Here is a 22,529-nt window from a genome sequence, read left to right as displayed (position 1 = left end):
GTGGTCCATCCAATGGCAGCTGCCGAGGGAACCGTGGAATACCCGCTGATTTCAGTACTGGTGCCCTGTTACAACCGAGAGCGCTACATCGAAGAGACGCTGCTGAGCATTCTCGAGCAGGACTATCCGAACTTCGAGTTGATCGTGGTGGACGACGGTTCGCAGGATGCCAGTGTCGAGAGAATCCAGGCACTGCAGCAGCGCTTCGATTTCCAGTTTTACCGTCAGGCCAACCAGGGTGTCAGCGCTGCGCTCAACACGGCTTTGCGCCATGCCCGCGGCGAACTGGTGGCAACGCCGGACTCCGACGACATCATGATGCCGGGCCGCTTGAGCCTTCAGGCCAGCTACATGAAGGCGCACCCCGAGGTCGGCTGCCTCGGTGGGCGTGTCGTCTATATCGATGCTGATGGCAAGCGCCTGAAGGGCGAGCAACGCGATGGCATACGCAGCTACAGTTTCGACGACCTGCTGGGGCATGCCATCGCCATTGGTGCGACCGTGGCGATGTATCGCCGCGAGGCCATCGAGCGGGTCGGAGGCTACGATCCGGTGATTTGTATCCAGGATTTCCAGATGACCCTGAAAATCGCCCATCTGGGCTATCGGGTCGAAGTCCTGCCGGACGTGGTCAGCGGCTATCGCCGTCATGACGGCAACATGTCGAAGACCGCCTACCGGCGTCAGTTCGATTATGACTGCATGACGGTCGCTCCCTACCGTGACCATCCGGCGTATCTCGCGGGCATGACCTGCATCGTCAACAAGGCGCTCAAGCAGTCCGTCGTCGGGGACAAGGCTTATGCCTGGTCGCTGTTGCTGCAATTGCCGCCTTGGCGGTGGAATCGCGTCACCTGGCGGAGGATTCGCCACTTGTTGTTCAAGTTCGGGTAAGAAGAAGTTTTCCGATGAAGGATGTGATTGCGCACGCCTGGAGTGCCTGGTGCCCGCGTCTGACGCCGATGGGGGCGAGCCAGCGACGGGGTAGCCGAATCGCCGAGGCGATGCTTGGAGTCGGAGTGCTCTGGAGCATCGGCGGCGTGATGCTGACGCCGACCATGAAGTTCTACTCGCAGATGGTCATCCTGTTCGTCTACCTGCCGTCGCTGTGGCTGTGCATTGCCCGCCGACGGGAGCTCGGGCATCTGTTTCGGGCCCACAAGGAAATGTGGGTGCTGCTGGCGCTGTTCGGCTGGGCGGTCCTGTCGCTGCTCTGGTCCAGGGGGGGCGGAAATCCCCTGGGCTCATTCAAGGAGGCGGCGCTGTTCATGCTGCTTATCCAGGGCTGGGTGCTCTGGGGGCGCGCGGATGAGCGTCGGCTGCGCCTGGCCATGCTCTCGCTGGTACTGGTGATCGGCTGCTATAGCGTTGCCGCTTTGGTCCTGAAGCCAGGATATGGCAGCGGCCGCCTGAGCGGATTCGGCGGATTCCTCGACAACCCCAATGCGGCGGCCTATTCGATCGCCTTCGTCACGGTGATGTGCGTGCCCTTATTGCCACGCAGGGGCTGGCAGCAATTGCCCTGGGTGATCCTGCTGGCCGTTTCGCTGATCTACGTGGCGTTATGTGGGAGCCGGGGGGCGCTTCTGGCCCTGATGGTCACCGCGATCTTCAGCCTGAGCCTGGTGCCAGGCCGGATCGCCAAGCTGCTGCCCTTCTTGCTGTTGCTGGGGGGCGCGATCCTCTTCGTGGTCGAACCGGGGTTGCTGGCCCGCGGCGATGCCCAGCGCTTCGATCTGCTGCGCAATGCCTGGCCGCAGATACAGGAGCATCTCTGGACCGGGGTAGGGCTGGGAGCTGACTATTCGGTGTCCAGTGGCCGTAGCGTCTACCGCAACGGGGCGCACAACTTCCTGGTGCACACTGCCCTCCAGTTCGGCGTTCCGGCGCTGCTGGTGTTCCTGCTGCTGTGGGGCATGATCGGCCTCCATGCCTGGCGTTGCCGGACGCGTGCGCTGGGGCTGTCGGTGATGTTGCTCTGGGTATTCTCCAGCGTGGCCATGCAGTTCGACGTCTTCAGCCTGTGGGAGCGTACGCGCGCCATGTGGCTGATGCCCTGGGTGGTGATCCTGCTGGGGCTGTGCCTGGAGCGCTGGCCGCAGGAACGGCCGGCGGTCATGGGGCCGAGCTGAGGATCTGCTTGAGCTCCGGCAGGCTCCAGCGCACCGGGCTGCGCGCGAGGTAGGCCTTCGACAGGCTGTCGGTGTTGCCCTCCAGCAGCCACTGGCGGTCGTTGGCATAACGCAGCATATGGGCGAAGTTGCGCTTGCGTTGCAGACGGGACAGCGCCCGGCGCTGCTTCTTCATGTCGGCGAGGTCGATCAGGCCCAGCCTGCCTTCGGGCGTCCTCACCACGTTGCCCAGGTGCAGCGAGCGGAAGTACACGCCCTGGTCGTGCAGTTCGGCGATCAGGGTGCCCAGTTGTGCTGCCAGTTGCGTATCACCCTCGCCGGCGGCAATGACCTGGCGCAGCGTATCGCCCGGCAGCGGCCGGTAGTGCACGGCGTCGCGGGCGATATCGGCGATGCGATAGACCGCGATGATCTCGGGGCAGGGTACCGCCAGGCGCTGCAGCGTTCGGGTGTTGTCGGCGAACCGCTGCGCGTAGGGATAGAGCGCCGCCGAGGAAATCAGGCGCTTGCGCCGGAACAGTTTCAGGAAGTTGCCATCGGCCAGCCGCAGGACCTTGTCGCCGTGCTTGTCGGCTTCCAGCACCTGGGCGCCGGCGCGCAGCGATTCGTAGGCGGGGAGGGCAAGGTGTTGCATGGCGAGGTCCTGTTCGAGAGCCGGCTATAGTAGCCCAGCCGCCGGGCAAACGAGAGCGCTGTGTTATAATCTGCGCCCTTTTAAGCGTGCGATCCTTCCATGGCCGGTAACGAACCCCAGGCGCCTTCGAGCCTGAAGATCTACTTCCGACTGCTCTCCTACGTGCGCCCGTACGTGGGGATGTTCCTGCTCAGCATCGTCGGTTTCCTGATCTTTGCCGCTACCCAGCCCATGCTGGCGGGCATCCTCAAGTATTTCGTCGACGGCCTGGCCCATCCGGACGCCAAGCTGTTCCCCACTGCCCCCTGGGCCTGGTTGCGCGACCTGCAGTTGTTGTACGCCGTGCCGCTGCTGGTGGTGCTGATCGCGGTCTGGCAGGGTGTCGGCTCGTTCCTGGGCAACTACTTCATCGCCAAGGTCTCCCTGGGCCTGGTGCAGGACCTGCGCATCGCGCTGTTCAACAACCTGCTGACGCTGCCCAACCGCTATTTCGACAGTCACAACTCCGGGCACCTGATCTCGCGCATCACCTTCAACGTCACCATGGTCACCGGTGCTGCCACCGATGCGATCAAGGTGGTGATCCGTGAAGGCATGACCGTGGTCTTCCTGTTCCTCTCGCTGCTGTACATGAACTGGAAGCTGACCCTGGTGATGCTGGCGATCCTGCCGGTCATCGCCTTGATGGTGACCAGTGCCAGCCGCAAGTTCCGCAAGCAGAGCAAGAAGATCCAGGTGGCCATGGGCGACGTGACCCATGTGTCTTCCGAGACCATCCAGGGTTACCGCGTGGTTCGCAGTTTCGGTGGCGAGGCTTATGAGCGCCAGCGCTTCCAGAACGTGACCGACGAGAACACCAGCAAGAATCTGCGCATGAACAAGACCTCGGCGATCTACACGCCGATGCTGCAACTGGTGATCTACAGCGCCATGGCCGTGCTGCTGTACCTGGTGCTGCTGCTGCGCGGCGACGCCACCGTCGGCGACCTGGTGGCCTACATCTCCATGGCCGGCCTGCTGCCCAAGCCGATCCGCCAGCTCTCCGAAGTCAGCTCGACCATCCAGAAGGGCGTGGCCGGCGCCGAGAGTATCTTCGAGCAGCTCGACGAGCAGCCCGAAGTGGACCACGGCACCGTCGAGCGCGAGCGCGTGACAGGCCGCCTGGAAGTGAAGAACCTCAGCTTCACCTACCCGGGCACCGAGAAACAGGTGCTCAAGGACCTGAACTTCAGCGTCGAGCCGGGCCAGATGGTGGCGCTGGTCGGCCGCTCCGGCAGCGGCAAGTCGACCCTGGCCAACCTGATTCCGCGCTTCTACGACCACAGCGACGGGCAGATCCTGCTCGATGGCGTGGATGTCGAAGACTACAAGCTGACCAACCTGCGCAAGCACATCTCGCTGGTGACCCAGCAGGTCAACCTGTTCAACGACAGCGTGCTGAACAACATCGCCTACGGCGACCTGGCCAGCAAACCGCGCGAAGCGGTGGAAAAGGCCGCCGACGATGCCTTCGCCCGCGAGTTCATCGACCGTCTGCCCGAAGGTTTCGAGACCGAAGTCGGCGAGAACGGCGTGATGCTCTCCGGCGGCCAGCGTCAGCGCCTGGCGATTGCCCGCGCGCTGCTCAAGGATGCACCGGTGCTGATCCTCGACGAGGCTACCTCGGCGCTGGACACCGAGTCCGAGCGTCACATCCAGGCCGCTCTGGAGAAGGTGATGGAAGGCCGCACCACCCTGGTGATCGCGCACCGCCTGAGCACCATCGAGGCGGCGGACCTGATCCTGGTGATGGACCAGGGGCACATCGTCGAGCGCGGCAGCCACGAACAACTGATCGCGCAGAATGGCTACTACGCCCGTCTGCATGCGCGGCAGTTCGCCGACGAGCCGGCCGAGGCAGGTTCCAGTGCCGAGCAGTCGGTTTGATGTTCCTGACATGCTGAACCGACTGCGCCTTTTCCGCGAACGCGGCTGGACGCCCATTGCGGTGACTGACTATGCTGCCGCCTGGCAGGCCTTCGGCGGCAGCGTCGCCACCCATCCCGACGTGGTCGAGCGCCTCGCGGGTCTTGCCGGTATCCCGGTGCGCTACCTCGGCTGGTTCGAGGGCGACGAGCTGCGCGCCGCCGTGCCGACCTGGGGGCGCAATCTGGCGCTGTCCAAGGACGTGCTCAAGCGCGAGGGCAAGAAGGCGCTGTTCGACCTGGGCAATGCCGAGATCATCCTGCCCATCGCCGAAGGTGCGCGAATCGAGCTGCGGCACCGGGTTCGCTACCTCTCCGAGCTGAACCGCGAGCAGGTCAGCGACGCCCGCGAGCAGTCCGAGCAACTGGCGATGAACCGCGCGCCGGCCGATTTCTCCAAGAAGTTCCGCTACAACCAGCGCCGCGAGCAGCGCCTGCTGGAAGAGGCGGGGGGCGTGCTGCAGCCCATGAGCGAGCTGAGCCCCGAGGAGCAGGCGCGCATCTATGCCGACCTGTTCCAGCGCCGCTGGGACTTCGAGGTGCCGGGCAAGGCGCGGCTGGCGGAAGTCTTCGGCCTGATGCGCGAATTCATGCGCGGCTCCCTGGTGCGCCTGGACGGCGAGCCGGTGGCGATCCAGATTCTCTACCGGGTCGAGGCGCCGAAGTGGATCAGCGTGGAATACATCAACGGTGGCGTCGCCCCGGAAAATCGCGACTTCAGTCCTGGCAGCGTGCTCAGCTTCGTCAACACGCAGGAGGCCTGGGCCGACGCCGAGGCGCTGGGCAAGCCATTGCGTTATTCCTTCGGCCGCGCCGACCGCGAGTACAAGGACCGTTGGTGCCACCGCGTGCCGGTATTCCAGGTCTGACTTCAGGCTCTTCGTAGGAGCGAGCTTGCTCGCGAACAGCCCCGCCGCGACGATGGGTTCGCGAGCAAGCTCGCCCCTACAGCTCCAGCCGACTTGACGGAGAACCACCATGAGCGCCCGCAAGCAGCAACTGCTCAAACAGCACCGCCGCAAGAAGCGCGCGGTCCTGCTCATTGCCCTGCTGGCGCTGATCCTGCTCGGCATCCTCGCGCCCTGGTGGAGTGTGCCGCTGGCGGTGATCCTCGGTTGGGTCGCCCACGAAGCCTGGTTCGCCGACCACCTGTTCTACTCGCCGCGTGACGACTACCGCTACGACTTCCCGCAAGGCACTGTTGCCCTGCCGGCGTCCTTCGGCCCGCACGGCCTGCACATTGCCGATGGCGCGTTGCCGGCGGATGCGGAGACCCTGGTGCTGGAAATCGACCTCAAGGCCTCGCTGCTTGGCCGCTGGCTCGACCCGCAGGTGCTGATCGACGGCGTCGACAGCGACCGCCAGGACTTCGAACGCGGCGTCAGCGGCAAGCGCTACATCAACCTCTCCGGCCAGGGCGACGCCCTGCGCGCCGGCCATCTGCGCCTCCGCGGTCGTCATTGCCGCCTGGCGCAGCAGGGCGTGCTGCATGCCTTCCACAATCCCGATTACGCCCGCCAGCGCCTGCTGATCGTCGCGCCCCACGCGGATGACGCCGAACTGGCCGCCTTCGGTCAGTACAGCCGCTGCCCGGAGGCCTGGATCGTCACCCTGACCCAGGGCGAAATCGAGGCCGAGCACTACCAGCGCCTGGGCCTGGACACGGCCGCCGCCGCGCGCCTAAAGGGCCGCCTGCGTACCTGGGACAGCATTGCCGCGCCGCTCTGGGGAGGTGTGCCCGCCGAGCGCTGCCTGCAACTGGGCTACTACTGCCTGCAACTGCCGGCGATGGCCGCTGAGCCGAGCCAGGCCTTCGGCTCGCGGGAATCCGGTGAAAGCGATGTGCGCAGCGCGCGCGGCTTCAACGCGCTGCCGTTGCCCGCCGACCGTGACGGCGCGCCGACCTGGTTGAACCTGGTGGCCGACCTCGTCGCGCTGATCGAGCATGTCCGCCCCGACGTCATCCTCACCGCCCATCCGGAACTGGACCCCCACTCCGACCACGTCCACGCCACCCGCGCCGTGCTGGAAGCCCTCGGCCGCAGCAGCTGGAAGCCGCAGACCCTGCTGCTCTACGCCAACCACCTGCACGACAACGACCGCTGGCCCATGGGGCCGGCCGACGGCGGCATCGCCCTGCCACCTTGTATCGAAGCATTACCGGCCGATCCGCTGTGGAGCCCGGTGCTCGACGCGGCCACCCGCATCGACAAGGCCCAGGCCTTGGCCCTGCAGCACGACCTGCAGACCCCGCTCACCGGCAAGAAGCGCCTGCGTCGCCTGATCCAGCGCCTGCTCGCCGGGCGCCAGTGGCCGGTGACCGGCGAGGACGAGTTCTTCCGCAAGGCGGTGCGCCGCCACGAGCTGTTCTGGGTGCGCAAGCTCCCTTGAGCGAGGCGGTGACCGCCCGGTGCCCGACGCAAGTCGCACTGGGCGGCTATGGTATTATCCGCGGCGATTTCGACCTGCGGAGTTCCCATGAAACTGACCATGCCCCGATTCGATCAGGCCCCCGTGCTGGTGGTAGGCGACGTGATGCTCGACCGCTACTGGCACGGCGCGACCTCGCGCATCTCGCCCGAGGCGCCGGTGCCCGTGGTGCGGGTCGAGCAGCATGAGGACCGTCCCGGTGGCGCCGCCAACGTCGCGCTGAACCTTGCCGCCCTTGGCGCCCCGGCCTTCCTGGTTGGGGTCACCGGCGTCGACGAGGCCGCCGACAGCCTGAGCGACAGCCTGCAGGCAGTGGGCGTGACCACCCGCTTCCAGCGCATCGCCGGCCAGCCGACCATCGTCAAGCTGCGGGTCATGAGCCGCCACCAGCAACTGCTGCGCGTGGACTTCGAGGAAGCCTTCCGCACTGACGCCGTGGCCCTGTCCGCCGACGTCGAGGCGCTGCTGGATAACGTCCGCGTGCTGGTGCTCTCCGACTACGGCAAGGGCGCGCTGAAGAACCACCAGCAACTGATCCAGGCGGCCCGCCAGCGCAACATCCCGGTGCTGGCCGACCCCAAGGGCAAGGACTTCGCCATCTACCGTGGCGCCAGCCTGATCACCCCGAACCTCTCCGAATTCGAAGCCATCGTCGGCCGCTGCGCCGACGAGGCCGAGCTGGTCGCCAAGGGCCAGCAACTGATGACCGAGCTGGAGCTCGGCGCCCTGCTGGTCACCCGTGGCGAGCACGGCATGACCCTGCTGCGCCCCGGCCACAACGCCCTGCACCTGCCGGCCCGTGCCCGTGAAGTGTTCGACGTCACCGGCGCCGGCGACACCGTGATTTCCACCCTGGCCGGTGCCCTGGCCGCGGGTGAGGATCTGCCCCAGGCCGTGGCCCTGGCCAACCTGGCCGCGGGCATCGTGGTCGGCAAGCTCGGCACCGCCGCCATCAGCGCCCCGGAACTGCGCCGCGCCGTGCAGCGCGAGCAGGGCTCCGAGCGTGGCGTGCTGAGCCTCGACCAGCTGCTGCTGGCCATCGAGGACGCCCGCGCCCACGGCGAGAAGATCGTCTTCACCAACGGCTGCTTCGACATCCTCCATGCCGGCCACGTGACCTACCTGGAGCAGGCCCGTGCCCAGGGCGACCGCCTGATCGTCGCGGTCAACGACGACGGCTCGGTGACCCGCCTGAAAGGCTCGGGCCGCCCGATCAATAGCGTCGACCGGCGGATGGCCGTACTGGCCGGCCTCGGCGCGGTGGACTGGGTCGTCAGCTTCGGCGAAGACACCCCCGAGCGCCTGCTCAGCGAAGTTCGCCCGGACGTGCTGGTGAAGGGCGGTGACTACGGCGTGGATCAGGTGGTGGGCGCTGACATCGTCAAGGCATACGGTGGCGACGTCCGTGTGCTGGGTCTGGTGGAGAACAGCTCTACCACCGCCATCGTCGAGAAGATCCTGCACCAGGGCTGATCCTTTCCGTTTTTTGTAGGAGCGAGCTTGCTCGCGAACAAACCCCGCTGCGGACTCGTTCGCGAGCAAGCTCGCTCCTACAGATTTCCCTTGCCACTCGCCTTCGCGCGGACCTCCCACTGACCGCTCTGCCAGCGACCGACGGCAAAGCGGTCATGGTTCCCCCGTCGATTCCCGGCGCATGATCGATGGCATCCACCCTCCGCGGAGCGAGATGCCATGACCACCGATGTGCAGGGCCGCGCCCTGGCCGTGCTGAACCGCGTCGCCCAGGCCGACTGGCCGGATCGCCTGAAGCTGCGCAAACCCTTCGAGAAACTGCTCTACAGCGGCAGCCGTACGGGCTTTCGGATGGTCAGCGAGCGCGCCGCCAAGCAGGCCAAGACGCCGCGCAGGGTTGATCCGGACGGGCTGTTCGACCTGTCACTGTCCGACGAGCAGCAGATGCTGGTGGAAATGCTCGAAGGCTTCGCCGCCGAAGTGTTGCGCCCCGCCGCCCACGACGCGGATGCCAAGGCCAGCCTCAGCCTGGAGCTGCTCGCCCAGGCGCAGGAGCTGGGCCTGACTCACTACGGCGTCAGCGAAGTGCACGGCGGCATGGCCGGCGAGCGCACCGTGGTGACCAATGCGCTGATTGGCGAATCCCTCGCCCGAGGCGACCTGAGCCTGGCCGCTGCGCTGCTGGTGCCGCTGTCGGCGGCCAACTGCATTCGTCGCTGGGCGTCGGCCGAACAGCAGTCGCGCTGGCTGCCGGCCTTCGTTGCGGAGGACGCGGCGCCGCTGATTGCCATCGCGGTGACCGAGCCGCAATTGCTGGCCAATCCGCAACGCTTGTCCACCAAGGCGCGCAAGCGTGGTTCGACTTACACGCTGTCCGGCGAGAAATGCCTGGTCCTGCGCGGTGTGGACGCGCAGAAGCTGATCGTCGCCGCCGATGCCGGCGACGGCCCGGCGCTGTTCCTGGTCGATACCCGCGCCAAGGGCGTCGAGGTGCGCGCCGAGCCGGCCATGGGCCTGAAAGCCACTGGCACGGCGCGGGTGCGCTTCAAGAGCGTGAAGGTGCCGGCCGAACAGCGGCTGGCGGCGGAGCGCTTCGACTACCAGGCCTTCCTCGACTCCACCGCCCTGGCCTGGTGTGCGTTGGCGGTCGGCACCGGCCAGGCCGCGCTGGACTATGTGATCACCTACTGCAACGAGCGCGAGGCGTTCGGCGAGCCGATCAGCCATCGCCAGGGCGTGGCCTTCATGGTCGCGGACATCGCCATCGAGCTGGACGCCATGCGCCTGATGCTCTGGCGCGCCTGCGCGCTGGCCGAACGCGGCCAGGCGTTCCACCGCGAAGCCTATCTCGCGAAGCTGCTCTGTGCGGAGAAGGCCATGAAGATCGGCACCGACGTCGTGCAACTGCTTGGCGGCCACGGTTTCACCCAGGAACACCCGGCCGAGCGCTGGTACCGCGACCTGCGCGCGGTCAGTCTGATGGCCGGCGGCCTGCATCTGTAGGAGTTATCCATGTATCTCGAAACACCGAAGAAATTCCGTACCCTGCAGAACCAGGCCCGCCAGGTCGCCGAAAGCTACCTGCGACCGATTTCCCGCAAGTACGACAAGGCCGAGCACGCCTATCCCAAGGAGCTGGACCTGCTGGCCGCGCTGCTGGACGGCATGAATGCCGGTTCGCCGGACGCCGTCGGCGCCACTTCCGCCAGCAAGCGCAAGGCAGGCGCGGAGGAGGGCGTGAAGAACGGCGGCAACCTCTCCGCCTGCCTGGGCGTGATGGAAATGTGCTGGGGCGACACTGGCCTGCTGCTGGCCATGCCGCGCCAAGGGCTGGGCAACGCCGCCATCGCCGCGGTGGCCAACGAGGAGCAGCTCAAGCGCTTCTCCGGCACCTGGGCGGCCATGGCCATCACCGAGCCGGGCTGCGGTTCCGATTCGGCGGCGATCCGTACCACCGCCACCCGGGATGGTGACTATTACGTGCTCAATGGCGAGAAGATCTTCGTCACCTCCGGTGCCCGCGCCGACGCGGTAGTGGTCTGGGCGACCCTGGACAAGAGCCTGGGCCGCGCGGCGATCAAGTCCTTCGTGGTGGAGAAGGGCACGCCGGGCATGACCGTCACCCGCCTGGAGAAGAAGCTCGGCATCAAGGCGTCGGACACGGCGTCGATCAGCTTCAGCGACTGCCGCGTGCCGGCGGCGAACCTGCTGGGCAATGCCGAGATCGACGTGCAGAAGGGCTTCGCCGGGGTGATGGAAACCTTCGACAACACCCGTCCGCTGGTGGCGGCCATGGCCATTGGCGTGGCCAAGGCCTCGCTGGATCGCACCCGCGAGCTACTGAAGAAAGCAGGATGCCGCTTCGACTATCGCCAGCCGCTGCTGACCGCCAGCCACGCAGAAGCCACGTTGTATCGCCTGGAAGCCGAATGGGAAGCCGCGCGCCTGCTGACCCTGAAGGCCGCATGGATGGCCGACAACCGTTTGCCCAACTCCAAGGAGGCCTCCATCGCCAAGGCCAAGGCCGGGCGGGTGGCCAACGAGGTGACGCTCAAGTGCGTGGAGCTGGCGGGAGCGTTGGGTTACGGTGAGGAAGAGTTGCTGGAGAAATGGGCGCGGGATTCGAAGATTCTCGACATCTTCGAGGGCACCCAGCAGATCCAGTTGCTGATCGTGGCGCGGCGGCTGCTGGGCAAGAGTTCGAGCCAGCTGAAGTGAGGAGGGGCGCTTTTCTGTAGGAGCGAGCCCAGCCGCCGGGCCGGTTCAGATCGGTGGAGTCAGGCCGTGCGCCGCCCGCTGCCGGCATTGCCGGCGGCGGGCGGCCACTGCTCCATCCATTCGCGGAATCGGATGCGCTCTTCGCGCACCAGCCAGCCGTCCTGCTCGGCGAAACTTTCCGACAGCCACAGGCCACGGGTGCCGGCCTTGCACAGCTCGCCCTTGTTCAGGGTGTAGAGCTCGCCGGTGGGCCGGCCATGCTCCAGCGGCAGCAGGTAGAGATCCGGACGCCGACGGTCGAGGCGCGCCACCAGCGGGCCGCTTTCGAGTTTTTCGTCGACGTGGAACAGGCTGACGTCGCGGGCGTCCTTGGGCAATTCCATGCGCAGGTCATAGACCAGCTGCAGCGACGCGGTCGGCAGGTGCACGTAGGCCTGCGGACGCTCCAGCAGGCGCAGGGAGCCGGCCTGCACCGGACGCGAGGCGCCGGACAGCGGGGTCAGGGAGAAGTGGCTGTCTTCGCGGTAGCGCAGGGCGCCTTCATAGGGCGTCGGCAGCCAGGTGTCGCCGAAGCGCCCGCCGAGCCAACCGTCGGCGGTTTCCACCAGGCATTCCTCGGCCACTTCCTGGATCGCGGTGAGCAGTGGCAGGTTCAGTTCGTGGGCCGGCACGTAACCGGAAATCAGCTTGAGCACGGTGTCGCCACGGTCCAGGCGGCGCTGGCGCACCAGAATCCAGTGGTCGCGGCCCTGGAAGTTCAGGGTCAGGCGCACCGAGACCCCCAGATTCGCCAGCTCGGCGACGAAGCGCCCGCTGTCGTTAATCTGGATGGGACGGCGGCGTTCCAGCACCTGGGCGAAGTTCAGGGGCTTGCCGAGGGTCTGGTAGGCGAGGCTGTCCGTGCCGGCTTCCACCAGCAGGGGCAGGGTCTTGAAGGCGGTCGGGTCCTTGCGGGCGAGCGTACGGGGCATAGGGGGGGTCCTTCTCGTACAGGGCGCCGGGTTGCGCTGGCGCGTCCCTCTCCAGTTGACCAACTGGCGGGCGACGCCGACGCGAACGCTGACCGCCTGCTGGAGACGGTCCGGCCGATCGTTCATTACAGGGTCGCTACAACCTGGACAGCCTGACACCGATCCTGGTGTCATCGAAAATCAAAAGGATTTCCGGGTTTTTCCCTGAAAGGCTTGGTGATTCCGAGGCTTTTGCGTGGGAATCGCCGGTTGGCGACAGTTTCTGTGTCCCCAAGAGTATCCGGGGGAATCTGAGCATGGCACAGGAATAGGTCGTCCACATGACCGCTGATCAGCGGTCGAGCACCTCGGCGGCGATGCTCACGTTATGCGCGAGGTGTAGCGGATTGATGGTCCCGACGATGGCGCTGGCCACTCCCGGATGTCCCAGCACCAGCTCGAAACTGGCGCGCACCGGATCGACGCCGGGGGCGAGGGCGGCATGGCCGCTGGCCAGCGCCTTCTTGATCAGGATGCCACGGCCATGGGCCTGGGCGTGGTCGATCACGGCCTTTTCCGCCTGCTCCTTGAGGTTGTAGGTCACCATCGCGCAATCGCCGCGTTCCAGGGCCAGGAGGCCGCCATCGACGGTCTTGCCGGAGAAGCCGAAACCACGGATCAGGCCGTCTGCCTTGAGACGCTCCAGGGTCGCGTAGACCTCGGTGCCTTGCAGGATGTCCAGGTCGTTGCCATCCGAGTGCACCAGCACCAGGTCGATGTAGTCGGTCTCCAGGCGCCGTAGGCTGCGCTCCACCGAGCGACGGGTGTGGGCGGCGCTGAAGTCGAACAGCGACTGGCCATCGACGAATTCCTCGCCGGTCTTGCTGACGATCACCCATTGATCGCGCTGGCCGCGCAGCAACGGGCCAAGGCGTTCCTCGCTGTGGCCATAGGCCGGCGCGGTGTCGATCAGGTTGATACCGAGGTCGCGGGCCAGCGCGATCAGGTCGGCGGCCTCGCGGTCATCGGGGATGCGGAAGCCGTTGGGGTATTTCACGCCCTGGTCGCGGCCCAGTTTCACGGTGCCCAGGCCCAGCGGCGAGACTGTGAGGCCCGTGCTGCCCAGCGGGCGGTGCAGGTGGTGCAGGGTCTTCATCCGAGCAGTTCCTCCCACACCGGACGGGCCATGGCCGGGCGCGGCAGCTCGGGCAGCGCGGCGCTCGCCTTTGGGCGGATGCCGTGCTTTTCCAGGGATTCCAGCACGCGATCGGCGAAGTTCGGCGCCAGGGCCAGCTTGGTTGGCCAGCCGACCAGCAGCGTGCCATCTTCGGCGAGGAAGGCGCTGTCCGGGCGCAGCAGGTTGTTCTGTGCGGGCTCAGCGCGGTCCACGCGCAGGGTGGCCCAGCGCGCGACGGAGAGGTCGATCCAGGGCACCAGCTTGCGCAGCTCGTGCTGGGCCTCGGCGATCTGCTCGGCCTCGTTGCGGGCCACGCCCGCGGCTTCGGCGATGTCGCCGCCCAGGTACCAGACCCAGTCGCCATTGCTCAGCGGATGGGTGGTGACGGTGACGCGAGGCTTGGGACCGCCGCCCACGCAATGGGCATACAGGGGTTTGAGGGTCGGTGCGGTAACCAGCACCATGTGCAGCGGGCGGCGCTGCATCTCCGGGCGCTCCACGCCCAGTTCACGCAGCAGGGCCTCGTTGCCGGCGCCGGCGCTGAGCACCACGCGCTGGGCGCGGATTTCGCGACCATCCACGCGCAGGCCGACCAGTTTGTCGCCCTCGCGCAGCGGCTCGATGCGCTCGCCGGCCAGCAGGCTGTCGCCGGCCAGTTCGGCGAGGCGGGCGATCAGGCTGGGCACGTCCAGCACCAGTTCGGTGAGGCGATAGGCCTTGCCCTTGAAGGCCTTGTCCTGCAGCGCTGGCGGCAGCTCGGCGCCTTTCACCTGGGCCACGCGGCTGCGCACCGCCTTGCTGGCGAAGAAGCTGGTGAGGTTGCCGGCCAGGCCACCGGGCGACCACAGGTAGTGGGCGTCGGAGAGCACGCGCACGCCGCGCAGGTCCACCTCGCCGGTGCCGGCCAGGCAGTCGCGCCACAGCGCCGGCATGTCGGCGATGGCTTCCGAGGCGCCGGTCAGCGCGCCGTGCAGGGCGTACTTGGTGCCGCCATGAATGATCCCTTGCGAGCGCATGCTCTGCACGCCGCCCAGCGCGGTGTTTTCCACCAGCACGGTGGAAAAGCCGGCGCGCCGCAGGCGAGCGTTGAGCCAGAGACCGGCGATGCCGCCGCCGACGATGAGGATGTCGGTGCTCAGGGATTCGGACATGAAAGCGCCTCGAGGGGAAAACGAAGCGCGCAGTATAACGCTTGAGGGCGGCGGCAAACGCCCGTTGGCTCAGGCTGCTTTTGTAGGAGCGAGCCTGCTCGCGAACCAGCCCCCGCAGCGGAAGGCGTTCGCGAGCAAGCTCGCTCCTACAGAATGCCGAGGGCGCCGCATCAGTGGCCCGCGTTGCCGGAGAACAACTGGATCACCACGACCCCGCTGACGATCAGCCCCATGCCTAGCAGCGCGGCGGTATCGAGCTTCTGCTGGTAGAGCACCAGGGCTGCAATGCTGACCAGCACGATGCCCAGGCCCGCCCAGATGGCGTAGGCGATGCCCACCGGGATGCTGCGCACCACGATCGTCAGCATCCAGAAGGAGATGGCGTAGCCGACGATCACCAGCAGCAGCGGCAGGGGAGTGGACAGACCCTTCACCGACTTCAGCGAGGCGGTGGCGATGACTTCGGCGACGATGGCGATGGCGAGGTAGAGATAGCCGGGCATGACAGGTCCTCCCCTGAAGCGACGCGCCGCGGTGTGCGGCGCGTGGGTTGTGTTCGGTCTGGTGGGCATTCTAGTCATTCGGATGATGGGATAAAGTCATTACCTATCTGTATTGGAGATGGGTGACGGAGATAGGCCATGCAGTGGAACCTCGACCAGTTGCGACTCTTCGTCAGCGTCGCCGATCAATCTTCCTTTTCGGCGGCGGCGCGGCAGCTCAAGCGCGTGCAGTCGGCGGTGAGTTCGTCCATCGCGCTGCTGGAAAGCGACCTGGGTGTGACCCTGTTCGACCGCAGCAGCGGCCGCCAGCCGGTGCTGACCGCCGAGGGCCGGGCGCTGCTGGATGAGGCGCGGGAAGTGCTGCGCCAGTGCGAGCGGCTGGAGAGCCGCGCACTGTCGCTGGTTCGCGGTACCGAGCCGTTGCTGCGGCTGGCGCAGGACGAGGCGATGCCCTACCAGCCGGTGCTCTCCGGGTTGCAGGCGCTGGCGCAGGAATTCCCCACCCTGGAAGTGCAGCTGGCCAGCGGCGCCCAGGGCGATGTGGCGCGCAAGCTGCTGGAGCGGCGCGCGGACCTTGGCCTGCTGTTCCACCATGAGGGCATGCCGGAAGCGCTGGAGCGGCAGCGACTGGGCACCATCGAGATGGTCACGGTGTGCGGCGCCGGACATGAACTGGCGAAGCTGGATTATGCCGACCGCCGCGAACTGGCCCGCCATCGCCAATTGCTGATGGCGCCGCAGGACAGCCATTACCCCGGCGGCGAGCAGATCAGTCCGCTGGTGTGGCGCGCCGACAGCTTCTATGCGATGGCCGAACTGCTGATGCGCGACCTCGGCTGGGCCTGGCTGCCGACCCACGTGGCGCAGTACCCGGCCTACCAGCCGCTGCTGGTGGAACTGGCCAGCGACTGGACACCGCCGCCGCTGGTGGTGGAACTGGTCTGGCGCCGCGACGAGCCGCTGGGGCCGGCGGCGAACTGGCTGGGGGAGTGCTTCGCCAGGCACCTCGCCTCGCCGGTGTGATGCCACCCTCTTGTTGTAGGCGGGAAATGCTCTTCGTAGGAGCGAGCTTGCTCGCGAACAGGAGCCAATGGTTGCTCCGGGCATCAAGCGGTTCGCGAGCAAGCTCGCTCCTACAGAAACGGCGCTCCATTCAGGATTGTGCGGCGACCAAGCCCACGAATTTGCTACTCTCCGCCGCCATGAACCGGACCCTCTATACCCTGCTGTTCCACCTGGGCCTGCCGCTGGTCGCGCTGCGCCTGTTCCTGCGTTCGCGCAAGGCGCCGGCCTATGCCCGGCGCATCGGCGAGCGTTTCGCCATCGGCCTGCCGGCGCTCAAGCCCGGCGGCATCTGGGTGCACGCGGTGTCGGTGGGCGAGAGCATCGCCGCCGCGCCGATGATCCGCGCGCTGATGCAGCGCCACCCCGGCCTGCCGATCACCGTCACCTGCATGACGCCCACCGGCTCCGAGCGCATCCGCGCGATGTTCGGCGACCAGGTGCAGCACTGCTATCTGCCCTACGACCTGCCCTGGGCGGCGGCGCGTTTCCTCGACCGTGCGCGGCCGGTGCTGGGCGTGATCATGGAAACCGAACTGTGGCCCAACCACATCCACCAGTGCGCCAAGCGTGGCATTCCGGTAGCGCTGGCCAATGCGCGGCTGTCCGAGCGTTCGGCGCGGGGCTATGCGCGCTTTGACGGGCTGACCCGGCCGATGCTCGAAGACATGAGCTGGATCGCCGTGCAGACCGAGGCCGAGGCCGAGCGCTTCCGCCAGCTGGGCGCGCGCCCGGACTGCGTGAGCGTGACCGGTTCGATCAAGTTCGACCTGACCATCGATCCCGAACTGCTGGCCCGCGCCCATGAGCTGCGCGGCCAGTGGCAGGCGCAGCAGCGGCCGGTGTGGATCGCCGCCAGCACCCATGGCGGCGAAGACGAGATCGTCCTGGCCGCCCATCGCCAGTTGCTGGAGAAGCATCCGGATGCGCTGCTGATCCTGGTGCCGCGTCATCCGGAGCGTTTCAACCCGATGTTCGAGCTGTGCCAGCGCGAGGGCTTCAGCACGCAGCGGCGCTCCACCGGCGAACGGGTGGCGGCGCAGACCCTGGTATTGCTCGGCGACACCATGGGCGAGTTGCTGTTCCTCTATGCCCTGGCCGATGTCGCCTTCGTCGGCGGCAGTCTGGTGCCCAATGGCGGACACAACCTGCTGGAGCCGGCGGCGCTGGGCAAGCCCGTGCTGTCCGGCCCGCACCTGTTCAACTTCCTGGAGATCGCCGCGCAACTGCGCGAGGTCGGGGCGCTGCGCGAAGTGGTCGATGCGCCTTCGCTGGCGGTGGCCGTGGCCGCCCTGTGGGACGAACCGGCTTCTGCCGAGCGCATGGCCGAGGCCGGGCTGACGGTGATGAAGGCCAATCAGGGCGCGCTGGGACGGTTGCTGGATGGGTTGGGGCGGTTGATCAAGGGTTGATCGGCTTCGGCGCGGGGATTGCCCTCACCCTAGCCCTCTCCCAGGGGGAAAGGGGACCGTTCGCTGCGAGCGGTGACTTCGAGTCAGTCGGATCGCGCATCTTTTAAAAACTGCAGGCGGGTGGCGATGCCAAGCGCCTGCGCTGACCTACCCCCCTCTCCCTCCGGGAGAGGGCTGGGGTGAGGGGCGGCCGTGGCTCGGAAGCGTCCGGAACGACCTGTAGGAGCGAGCTTGCTCGCGAACTTGCCGGACCCCGGTATTGCTGCAAGAGCGTTCGCGAGCAAGCTCGCTCCTACAAAAGGCGCCGAAACACTCAGAACGTCGGCGGCGTAATCACCCAGATCACCACCGCATCCACCTCGCCCGGATTGCCATAACGGTGCGGCTCCTGGCTGGAGTAGCTGAAGCTGTCGCCTTCGTTGAGCAGGAAGTAGCGGTCCCCGACCCAGAGTTCGAACGTGCCGCTGAGCAGGTAGCCGGCTTCCTCGCCGTCGTGGCTGTAGCTCTGCTGGCTGTAGGTGCCCGGCGGGAAGCGCGAGTGGAGGATTTCCAGCTGGCGGCTGGGTTGTGGGCTGAGCAGTTCGTCGACGATGCCGTCTTCGTAATGCACGCTGGTGCGCGCGTTGCGCCGCACCACGTAGCCGGCGTCGGCCGGGTCGACCTGCACTTCGCTGGCGAAGAACCACTGGATGGTCACGCCCAGGGCGCGGGCGATGTTGAACAGCGCGGGAATCGACGGATAGGCCAGGTTGCGTTCCAGCTGGCTGATGTAGCCGGCGGTGAGGCTGCTCTGCTCGGCCAGCTCCGCCAGGGTCATGCCGCGCCGCTTGCGCAGGCCGCGAATGCGGGTGCCGAGGAACTGCGCTTCGGCGTTGGCGGGGGCGTCCTGCGGGGCTTTCTGGCTCATGCGGCGAGGGTCCTGGCGAGTGTCGTCGTGGGCATTCTAAACAATGCATCGCGCCTGTGGACCGATTGCTCTTCGTAGGAGCGAGGGGGACACCCAGTTCTTGCCCGCGAACGAATCTCCCGGCGACTTCGGCGCTGGGCGGTTCGCGAGCAAGCTCGCTCCTACAAAAAAAGGCTCAGATCGCCCAACCCGCTTTCAGGCCCTCGTAGATCGCTTCCTCCGCCGTGCGCGGCGCCAGGCAGTCGCCGATGCGGCGCACCTCGGCCAGGTCGGCGATCTCGTCGGCCAGCTCATCCACCGGCTGATGGCCCTGGCAGAGCACCAGGGTGTCGATGCCTTCCACCAGCATCGGCTCGCCGCTGGCGCTGTGCTGCAGGTAGACGGTGCTGTCGTCGACGCCATACAGGCGGGCATAGGTGGTGATGCTGATGCCCAGGCGATGCAGTTCGCCGGCCAGGTGGTCGCGCACGTAGAGCGGCAGGTTTTCGCCGACGTGGGTGCCGTTCACCGCCAGCTGTACCTGGTGGCCGTCGCGCACCAGGCGCTCGGCGATCCCGGGGGCGATCCAGTCGGCGCGCCAGTCGGTGACCAGCACGGAGCGGCCTAGCTTCACTTCGCCGCGCAGCACCTGCCAGGCGTCCACCACCTGCAGGTTGCCGGCTTCCTCGTAGGGCGGCCGGTAGGGTTTGGCGCCGGTGGCGACGATCACTACGTCGGGGCGTTCCTGCTCGACCAGGGCGCGGTCGACGCGAGTGTTGCGGCGCACTTCGACACCGGCCAGCTGCATCTCGCGCTGCAGGTTGGTGGAGGCGCCGCCGAACTCGGCGCGGCGCGGCAGCAGCTGGGCGAGGTTGACCTGCCCGCCGAGCTGGCCGGTGGCTTCGCAGAGGGTGACTTCATGACCGCGCTGGGCGGCGACAGCAGCGGCCTTCATGCCCGCCGGCCCGCCGCCGACCACCAGCACGCGCTTGCGCTGGGTCGCCATCTTGCGCTCGGCGTAGATCAGTTCGCGGCCGGTCTCCGGGTGCTGAATGCAGGAGATCGGGTAGCCGCGGTGGAAGTGGCCGATGCACGCCTGGTTGCAGGCGATGCAGGCGCGCACGTCTTCGACGTGGCCGCTTTCGGTCTTGCTCGGCATCTGTGGATCGCAGATCAGCGCGCGGGTCATGCCGCACACGTCGGCCTGGCCACGGGCGACGATCAGCTCGGCTTCCTGCGGCTGGTTGATGCGCCCGGTGACGAACAGCGGAATCTCCAGGCTGCGTTTGAAGTTGCCGGCCTCGTTGGCCAGGTAGGCGGCCTCGATGGCCATGGGCGGCACGATGTGGATAGCGCCGCCCAGCGACGCCGAGGTGCCGGCGACGATGTGCACGTAGTCCAGATCCTTCTGCAGCGCCTTCACGGCCTGCAGCGATTCGTCCTCGGTGAGGCCTTCCGCATCGCGCTCGTCGGCGGAGATGCGCAGGCCGATGATGAAGTCTTCGTCGGTGGCGGCGCGCACGGCGGCGATCACTTCACGGGTGAAGCGCAGGCGGGCGTCGAGCTCGCCGTTGTAGCCGTCGCTACGGCGGTTCACCCGTGGGTTGAGGAACTGCGCCGGCAGGTAGCCGTGGCTGGCGACCACCTCCACGCCATCGATGCCGGCCGCGTGCAGGCGGCGCGCGGCGGCGGCGTAGCCTTCGATGATCTCGTCGATCATCGCCTGGCTCAGCTCGCGGGGCATCACGCGGAAGCGTTCGTTCGGCGAGGCGGAGGCGGAGTAGGCCACGGCCAGCAGGCCGTCGCTGGACTCCATGATCTCGCGGCCCGGGTGGAACACCTGGGACAGCACCACGGTGCCTTCGGCGTGGCACGCCTCGGCGATGCGCCGGTAGCCGGGGATGCAGGCGTCGTCGGTGGCCATCAGCACGTGGGAGGTGTAGCGCGCGCTGTCGTGCACGCCGGCGACCTGCAGCACGATCAGGCCGACGCCGCCCTTGGCGCGGGCGGTGTGGTAGGCCACCAGCTGATCGTTGACCAGGTTGTCGGTGGGCATCGAGGTGTCGTGCCCGGTGGACATGATGCGGTTCTTCAGCGTCTTGCCGCGAATGCTCAAGGGGCTGAACAGGTGGGGGAACTGGCTCATCGGGCGACTCCGGATTCTTGTTGTAATTCAATGGTGGCTATCGATCGCGCGAGCTAGAGCGGAACAAGGCGGAAACCAGCGAGGCAGCGGAGTTGACTCCAGTCAATGAGCATGCCGAGCTGGTTTCCAACGCCGTTCCGCCGACGCGCAGCCGGTCGAAATATTCAGGCGTTGCGCGCCTGCCAATCCACCGGATAGAGGGCATAGAACACGCGGGCCTTTTCGCCTTCGTAGGCCAGCGGGGTGCGTTCGGGGACCCAGATCACGTCGCCTGGCGCGGCGTCGATCACGCGGTCGGCCAGGCGCAGGCGGAACCTGCCTTCGAGCACCACGATCAGTTCGTCATAGAGCACTGTCCACTCGATGGACACGCCATCGAAGCACGCCAGGCCCGCGCCCATGGTCTGGCTGTCGGTCGGGCCGATCAGGCGACAGATGGCCGCGCGCTCGACCGGTTCGCCAGCGTAGGACTGGAATTGCAGGGCGGATTGCTGGAAGTGGCGAACCTCGGACACGGGACTCTCCTGAAGTCGGAACGGGTCATTTAATCTGGTTCTATGAAAATTTACCGTCAGTAAAAAATCAACTTGTTTTTTTAAAAGTGACTGGGTAGTTTCATTTCCAGCCCGGTCCTCCGGGCTCAACCGCGACGTGCTCCACAACAACTACAAGAGGAGAGGCGCATGAACCGTCCCCTACGGTCCCCCCTCGCTTTGCGGGCTCGCCCGCTGGCCACCGATCTACCTCTGTCCGTTGTTTCGGCGCACCCATCCCGCGTGCGCGTGGTCCTCTGTGCTGCGCCCGTGACCTCCTATATGGGGTATGCCCAATGACTTTCCGTAAGAACGCTGTGCATTCGCTGCTGCTCGCCCTCGGACTCTGCTGCGCTGCCGCCCAGGCCAGCGAGAACATGGTGGTGGTCGGCTACGGCGGCGCCGGCCAGAAGGCCCAGGACGCGGCCTTCTTCCAGCCCTTCAGCAAGCAGTCCGGGGTCGGGGTGACCCAGAGCGAGTACAACGGCGAAATGGCCCGTATCAAGGTGATGGCCGACACCGGCCATGCCGACTGGGACGTGGTGCAGATCGAGGGCCCGGACCTGGCCCGCGGCTGCGACGAAGGGCTGTTCGTGCCGCTGGACTGGCAGCAGATCGGCGGCAAGGAGCAACTGATCCCCAACGCCGCCAAGGACTGCGGTTCCGCTGCGCTGGTCTGGGGCGTGGCGATCGCCTACGACGCCGACAAGCTCAAGCCGGCGCCGCAATCCTGGACCGATTTCTGGGACGTGAAGAAATTCCCCGGCAAGCGCGGCCTGCGCAAGCGCGCCGTCTACAACCTGGAATTCGCCCTGATGGCGGACGGCGTGAAGCCCGCCGACGTGTACAAGGAACTGGGCACCAAGGCCGGCGTCGATCGCGCCTTCGCCAAGCTCGACCAGATCAAGCCCTTCGTGCAGTGGTGGGAGGCCGGCGCGCAGCCCGCGCAATGGCTGGCCGCCGGTGACGTGGTGATGACCACTACCTACACCGGGCGCATCGCCGATGCCTTCAAGGGCGGGCGCAACCTGCAGCTGGTCTGGCCGGGCAGCCTGTACGGCATGGATTACTGGGCGATCATCAAGGGCTCGCAGCACGTCGATGCGGCCAAGCGTTTCATCGCCTTTGCCAACCAGTCCGATGCCCAGGTGGATTATGTGAAGCACATCCCCTATGGTCCGACCAACAAGCAGGCCGCCGAGCGGCTGCCGTCGGAGCTGGCCGGCTGGGTGCCGACCTCGCCGCAGAACCTGCCCCAGGGGCTGGCGATGGATGATGAGTTCTGGGTCGACCACGGCGAAGAGCTGGAAGAGCGCTTCAACGCCTGGGCCGCCCAGTGAGCGTGGCGCCGGGGAAGC

The 22,529-nt window shown here is 66.8% G+C and carries 19 protein-coding genes; 11 read left to right on the top strand and 8 right to left on the bottom strand.

Annotated elements, in window-relative coordinates; translation table 11 throughout:
• Positions 1-12: 12 nt before the first annotated feature.
• Positions 13-894, top strand: a complete 882-nt coding sequence (locus ACAW63_RS01900) for a glycosyltransferase family 2 protein (protein ID WP_371231277.1) — start codon at positions 13-15, stop codon at positions 892-894.
• Between the two features lie 14 nt (positions 895-908).
• Positions 909-2,132, top strand: a complete 1,224-nt coding sequence (locus tag ACAW63_RS01895; RefSeq protein WP_371231275.1) for an O-antigen ligase family protein — start codon at positions 909-911, stop codon at positions 2,130-2,132.
• On the opposite strand, the gene ACAW63_RS01890 is transcribed toward ACAW63_RS01895, so the two are convergent.
• The gene (locus ACAW63_RS01890) at positions 2,116-2,766 is read right to left on the bottom strand and encodes a lipopolysaccharide kinase InaA family protein (RefSeq protein WP_371231273.1); all 651 of its coding nucleotides are present in this window, start codon (positions 2,764-2,766) and stop codon (positions 2,116-2,118) included. The genes ACAW63_RS01895 and ACAW63_RS01890 overlap by 17 nt on opposite strands.
• Positions 2,767-2,865: 99 nt before the next feature.
• Here ACAW63_RS01890 and msbA point away from each other — a divergent pair, with 99 nt between their 5' ends.
• From msbA to ACAW63_RS01860, 6 genes are all read left to right on the top strand, one after another.
• Positions 2,866-4,692, top strand: a complete 1,827-nt coding sequence (gene msbA / locus ACAW63_RS01885) for a lipid A export permease/ATP-binding protein MsbA (protein ID WP_371231272.1) — start codon at positions 2,866-2,868, stop codon at positions 4,690-4,692.
• Between the two features lie 10 nt (positions 4,693-4,702).
• Positions 4,703-5,599: a GNAT family N-acetyltransferase gene (locus tag ACAW63_RS01880; protein WP_371231271.1), complete on the top strand. Its 897-nt coding sequence runs from the start codon at positions 4,703-4,705 to the stop codon at positions 5,597-5,599.
• Between the two features lie 109 nt (positions 5,600-5,708).
• The gene (locus tag ACAW63_RS01875) at positions 5,709-7,121 is read left to right on the top strand and encodes a PIG-L deacetylase family protein (RefSeq protein WP_371231270.1); all 1,413 of its coding nucleotides are present in this window, start codon (positions 5,709-5,711) and stop codon (positions 7,119-7,121) included.
• Positions 7,122-7,208: 87 nt separating this feature from the next.
• Positions 7,209-8,633, top strand: coding sequence for a bifunctional D-glycero-beta-D-manno-heptose-7-phosphate kinase/D-glycero-beta-D-manno-heptose 1-phosphate adenylyltransferase HldE (gene hldE, locus ACAW63_RS01870; protein ID WP_371231269.1), 1,425 nt, complete (start codon positions 7,209-7,211; stop codon positions 8,631-8,633).
• 219 nt (positions 8,634-8,852) lie between these two features.
• Positions 8,853-10,136, top strand: coding sequence for an acyl-CoA dehydrogenase family protein (locus ACAW63_RS01865; protein WP_371231268.1), 1,284 nt, complete (start codon positions 8,853-8,855; stop codon positions 10,134-10,136).
• A gap of 9 nt (positions 10,137-10,145) precedes the next feature.
• The gene (locus tag ACAW63_RS01860) at positions 10,146-11,351 is read left to right on the top strand and encodes an acyl-CoA dehydrogenase family protein (RefSeq protein ID WP_371231267.1); all 1,206 of its coding nucleotides are present in this window, start codon (positions 10,146-10,148) and stop codon (positions 11,349-11,351) included.
• 59 nt (positions 11,352-11,410) lie between these two features.
• Here ACAW63_RS01860 and ACAW63_RS01855 read toward each other — a convergent pair whose 3' ends face one another.
• From ACAW63_RS01855 to ACAW63_RS01840, 4 genes are all read right to left on the bottom strand, one after another.
• On the bottom strand, positions 11,411-12,322 hold the full coding sequence (locus ACAW63_RS01855) for a metal ABC transporter ATPase (RefSeq protein WP_371231265.1): 912 nt from the start codon (positions 12,320-12,322) through the stop codon (positions 11,411-11,413).
• A gap of 331 nt (positions 12,323-12,653) precedes the next feature.
• Positions 12,654-13,457 carry an aldo/keto reductase gene (locus tag ACAW63_RS01850; protein ID WP_371231263.1) on the bottom strand — a complete coding sequence of 268 codons (804 nt, stop codon included), beginning with the start codon at positions 13,455-13,457 and terminating at the stop codon, positions 12,654-12,656.
• Positions 13,454-14,629, bottom strand: coding sequence for an NAD(P)/FAD-dependent oxidoreductase (locus ACAW63_RS01845; RefSeq protein ID WP_371231262.1), 1,176 nt, complete (start codon positions 14,627-14,629; stop codon positions 13,454-13,456). Before ACAW63_RS01845 ends, ACAW63_RS01850 begins: the two co-directional genes overlap by 4 nt.
• Before the next feature lie 170 nt (positions 14,630-14,799).
• Positions 14,800-15,132: a multidrug efflux SMR transporter gene (locus ACAW63_RS01840; protein ID WP_275608940.1), complete on the bottom strand. Its 333-nt coding sequence runs from the start codon at positions 15,130-15,132 to the stop codon at positions 14,800-14,802.
• Between the two features lie 138 nt (positions 15,133-15,270).
• Between ACAW63_RS01840 and ACAW63_RS01835 the strand changes: the two genes are divergently transcribed.
• The gene (locus tag ACAW63_RS01835) at positions 15,271-16,155 is read left to right on the top strand and encodes a LysR family transcriptional regulator (protein ID WP_275608939.1); all 885 of its coding nucleotides are present in this window, start codon (positions 15,271-15,273) and stop codon (positions 16,153-16,155) included.
• 179 nt (positions 16,156-16,334) lie between these two features.
• Complete coding sequence (gene waaA, locus ACAW63_RS01830) at positions 16,335-17,606, top strand: lipid IV(A) 3-deoxy-D-manno-octulosonic acid transferase (RefSeq protein WP_371231260.1); 1,272 nt, start codon at positions 16,335-16,337, stop codon at positions 17,604-17,606.
• A gap of 313 nt (positions 17,607-17,919) precedes the next feature.
• On the opposite strand, the gene ACAW63_RS01825 is transcribed toward waaA, so the two are convergent.
• The 3 genes from ACAW63_RS01825 to ACAW63_RS01815 all read right to left on the bottom strand — a co-directional run bounded on the left by ACAW63_RS01825 (position 17,920) and on the right by ACAW63_RS01815 (position 21,153).
• The gene (locus ACAW63_RS01825) at positions 17,920-18,513 is read right to left on the bottom strand and encodes a helix-turn-helix domain-containing protein (RefSeq protein ID WP_371231258.1); all 594 of its coding nucleotides are present in this window, start codon (positions 18,511-18,513) and stop codon (positions 17,920-17,922) included.
• A gap of 175 nt (positions 18,514-18,688) precedes the next feature.
• On the bottom strand, positions 18,689-20,638 hold the full coding sequence (locus ACAW63_RS01820; RefSeq protein WP_371231257.1) for an FAD-dependent oxidoreductase: 1,950 nt from the start codon (positions 20,636-20,638) through the stop codon (positions 18,689-18,691).
• A gap of 164 nt (positions 20,639-20,802) precedes the next feature.
• Positions 20,803-21,153 (bottom strand): AraC family ligand binding domain-containing protein, encoded by a 351-nt coding sequence (locus tag ACAW63_RS01815; protein WP_371231256.1) that lies wholly within the window; start codon positions 21,151-21,153, stop codon positions 20,803-20,805.
• Positions 21,154-21,467: 314 nt separating this feature from the next.
• Here ACAW63_RS01815 and ACAW63_RS01810 point away from each other — a divergent pair, with 314 nt between their 5' ends.
• Positions 21,468-22,511 carry an ABC transporter substrate-binding protein gene (locus ACAW63_RS01810; RefSeq protein ID WP_371231254.1) on the top strand — a complete coding sequence of 348 codons (1,044 nt, stop codon included), beginning with the start codon at positions 21,468-21,470 and terminating at the stop codon, positions 22,509-22,511.
• The last annotated feature ends 18 nt before the right edge of the window (positions 22,512-22,529 follow it).

This window comes from Pseudomonas sp. QE6 (genome assembly GCF_041379005.1).
Lineage (GTDB): Bacteria > Pseudomonadota > Gammaproteobacteria > Pseudomonadales > Pseudomonadaceae > Pseudomonas.
The sequence above is the reverse complement of the archived record's forward strand: the minus strand, read 5'-3'. Positions and strand labels throughout refer to the sequence as shown.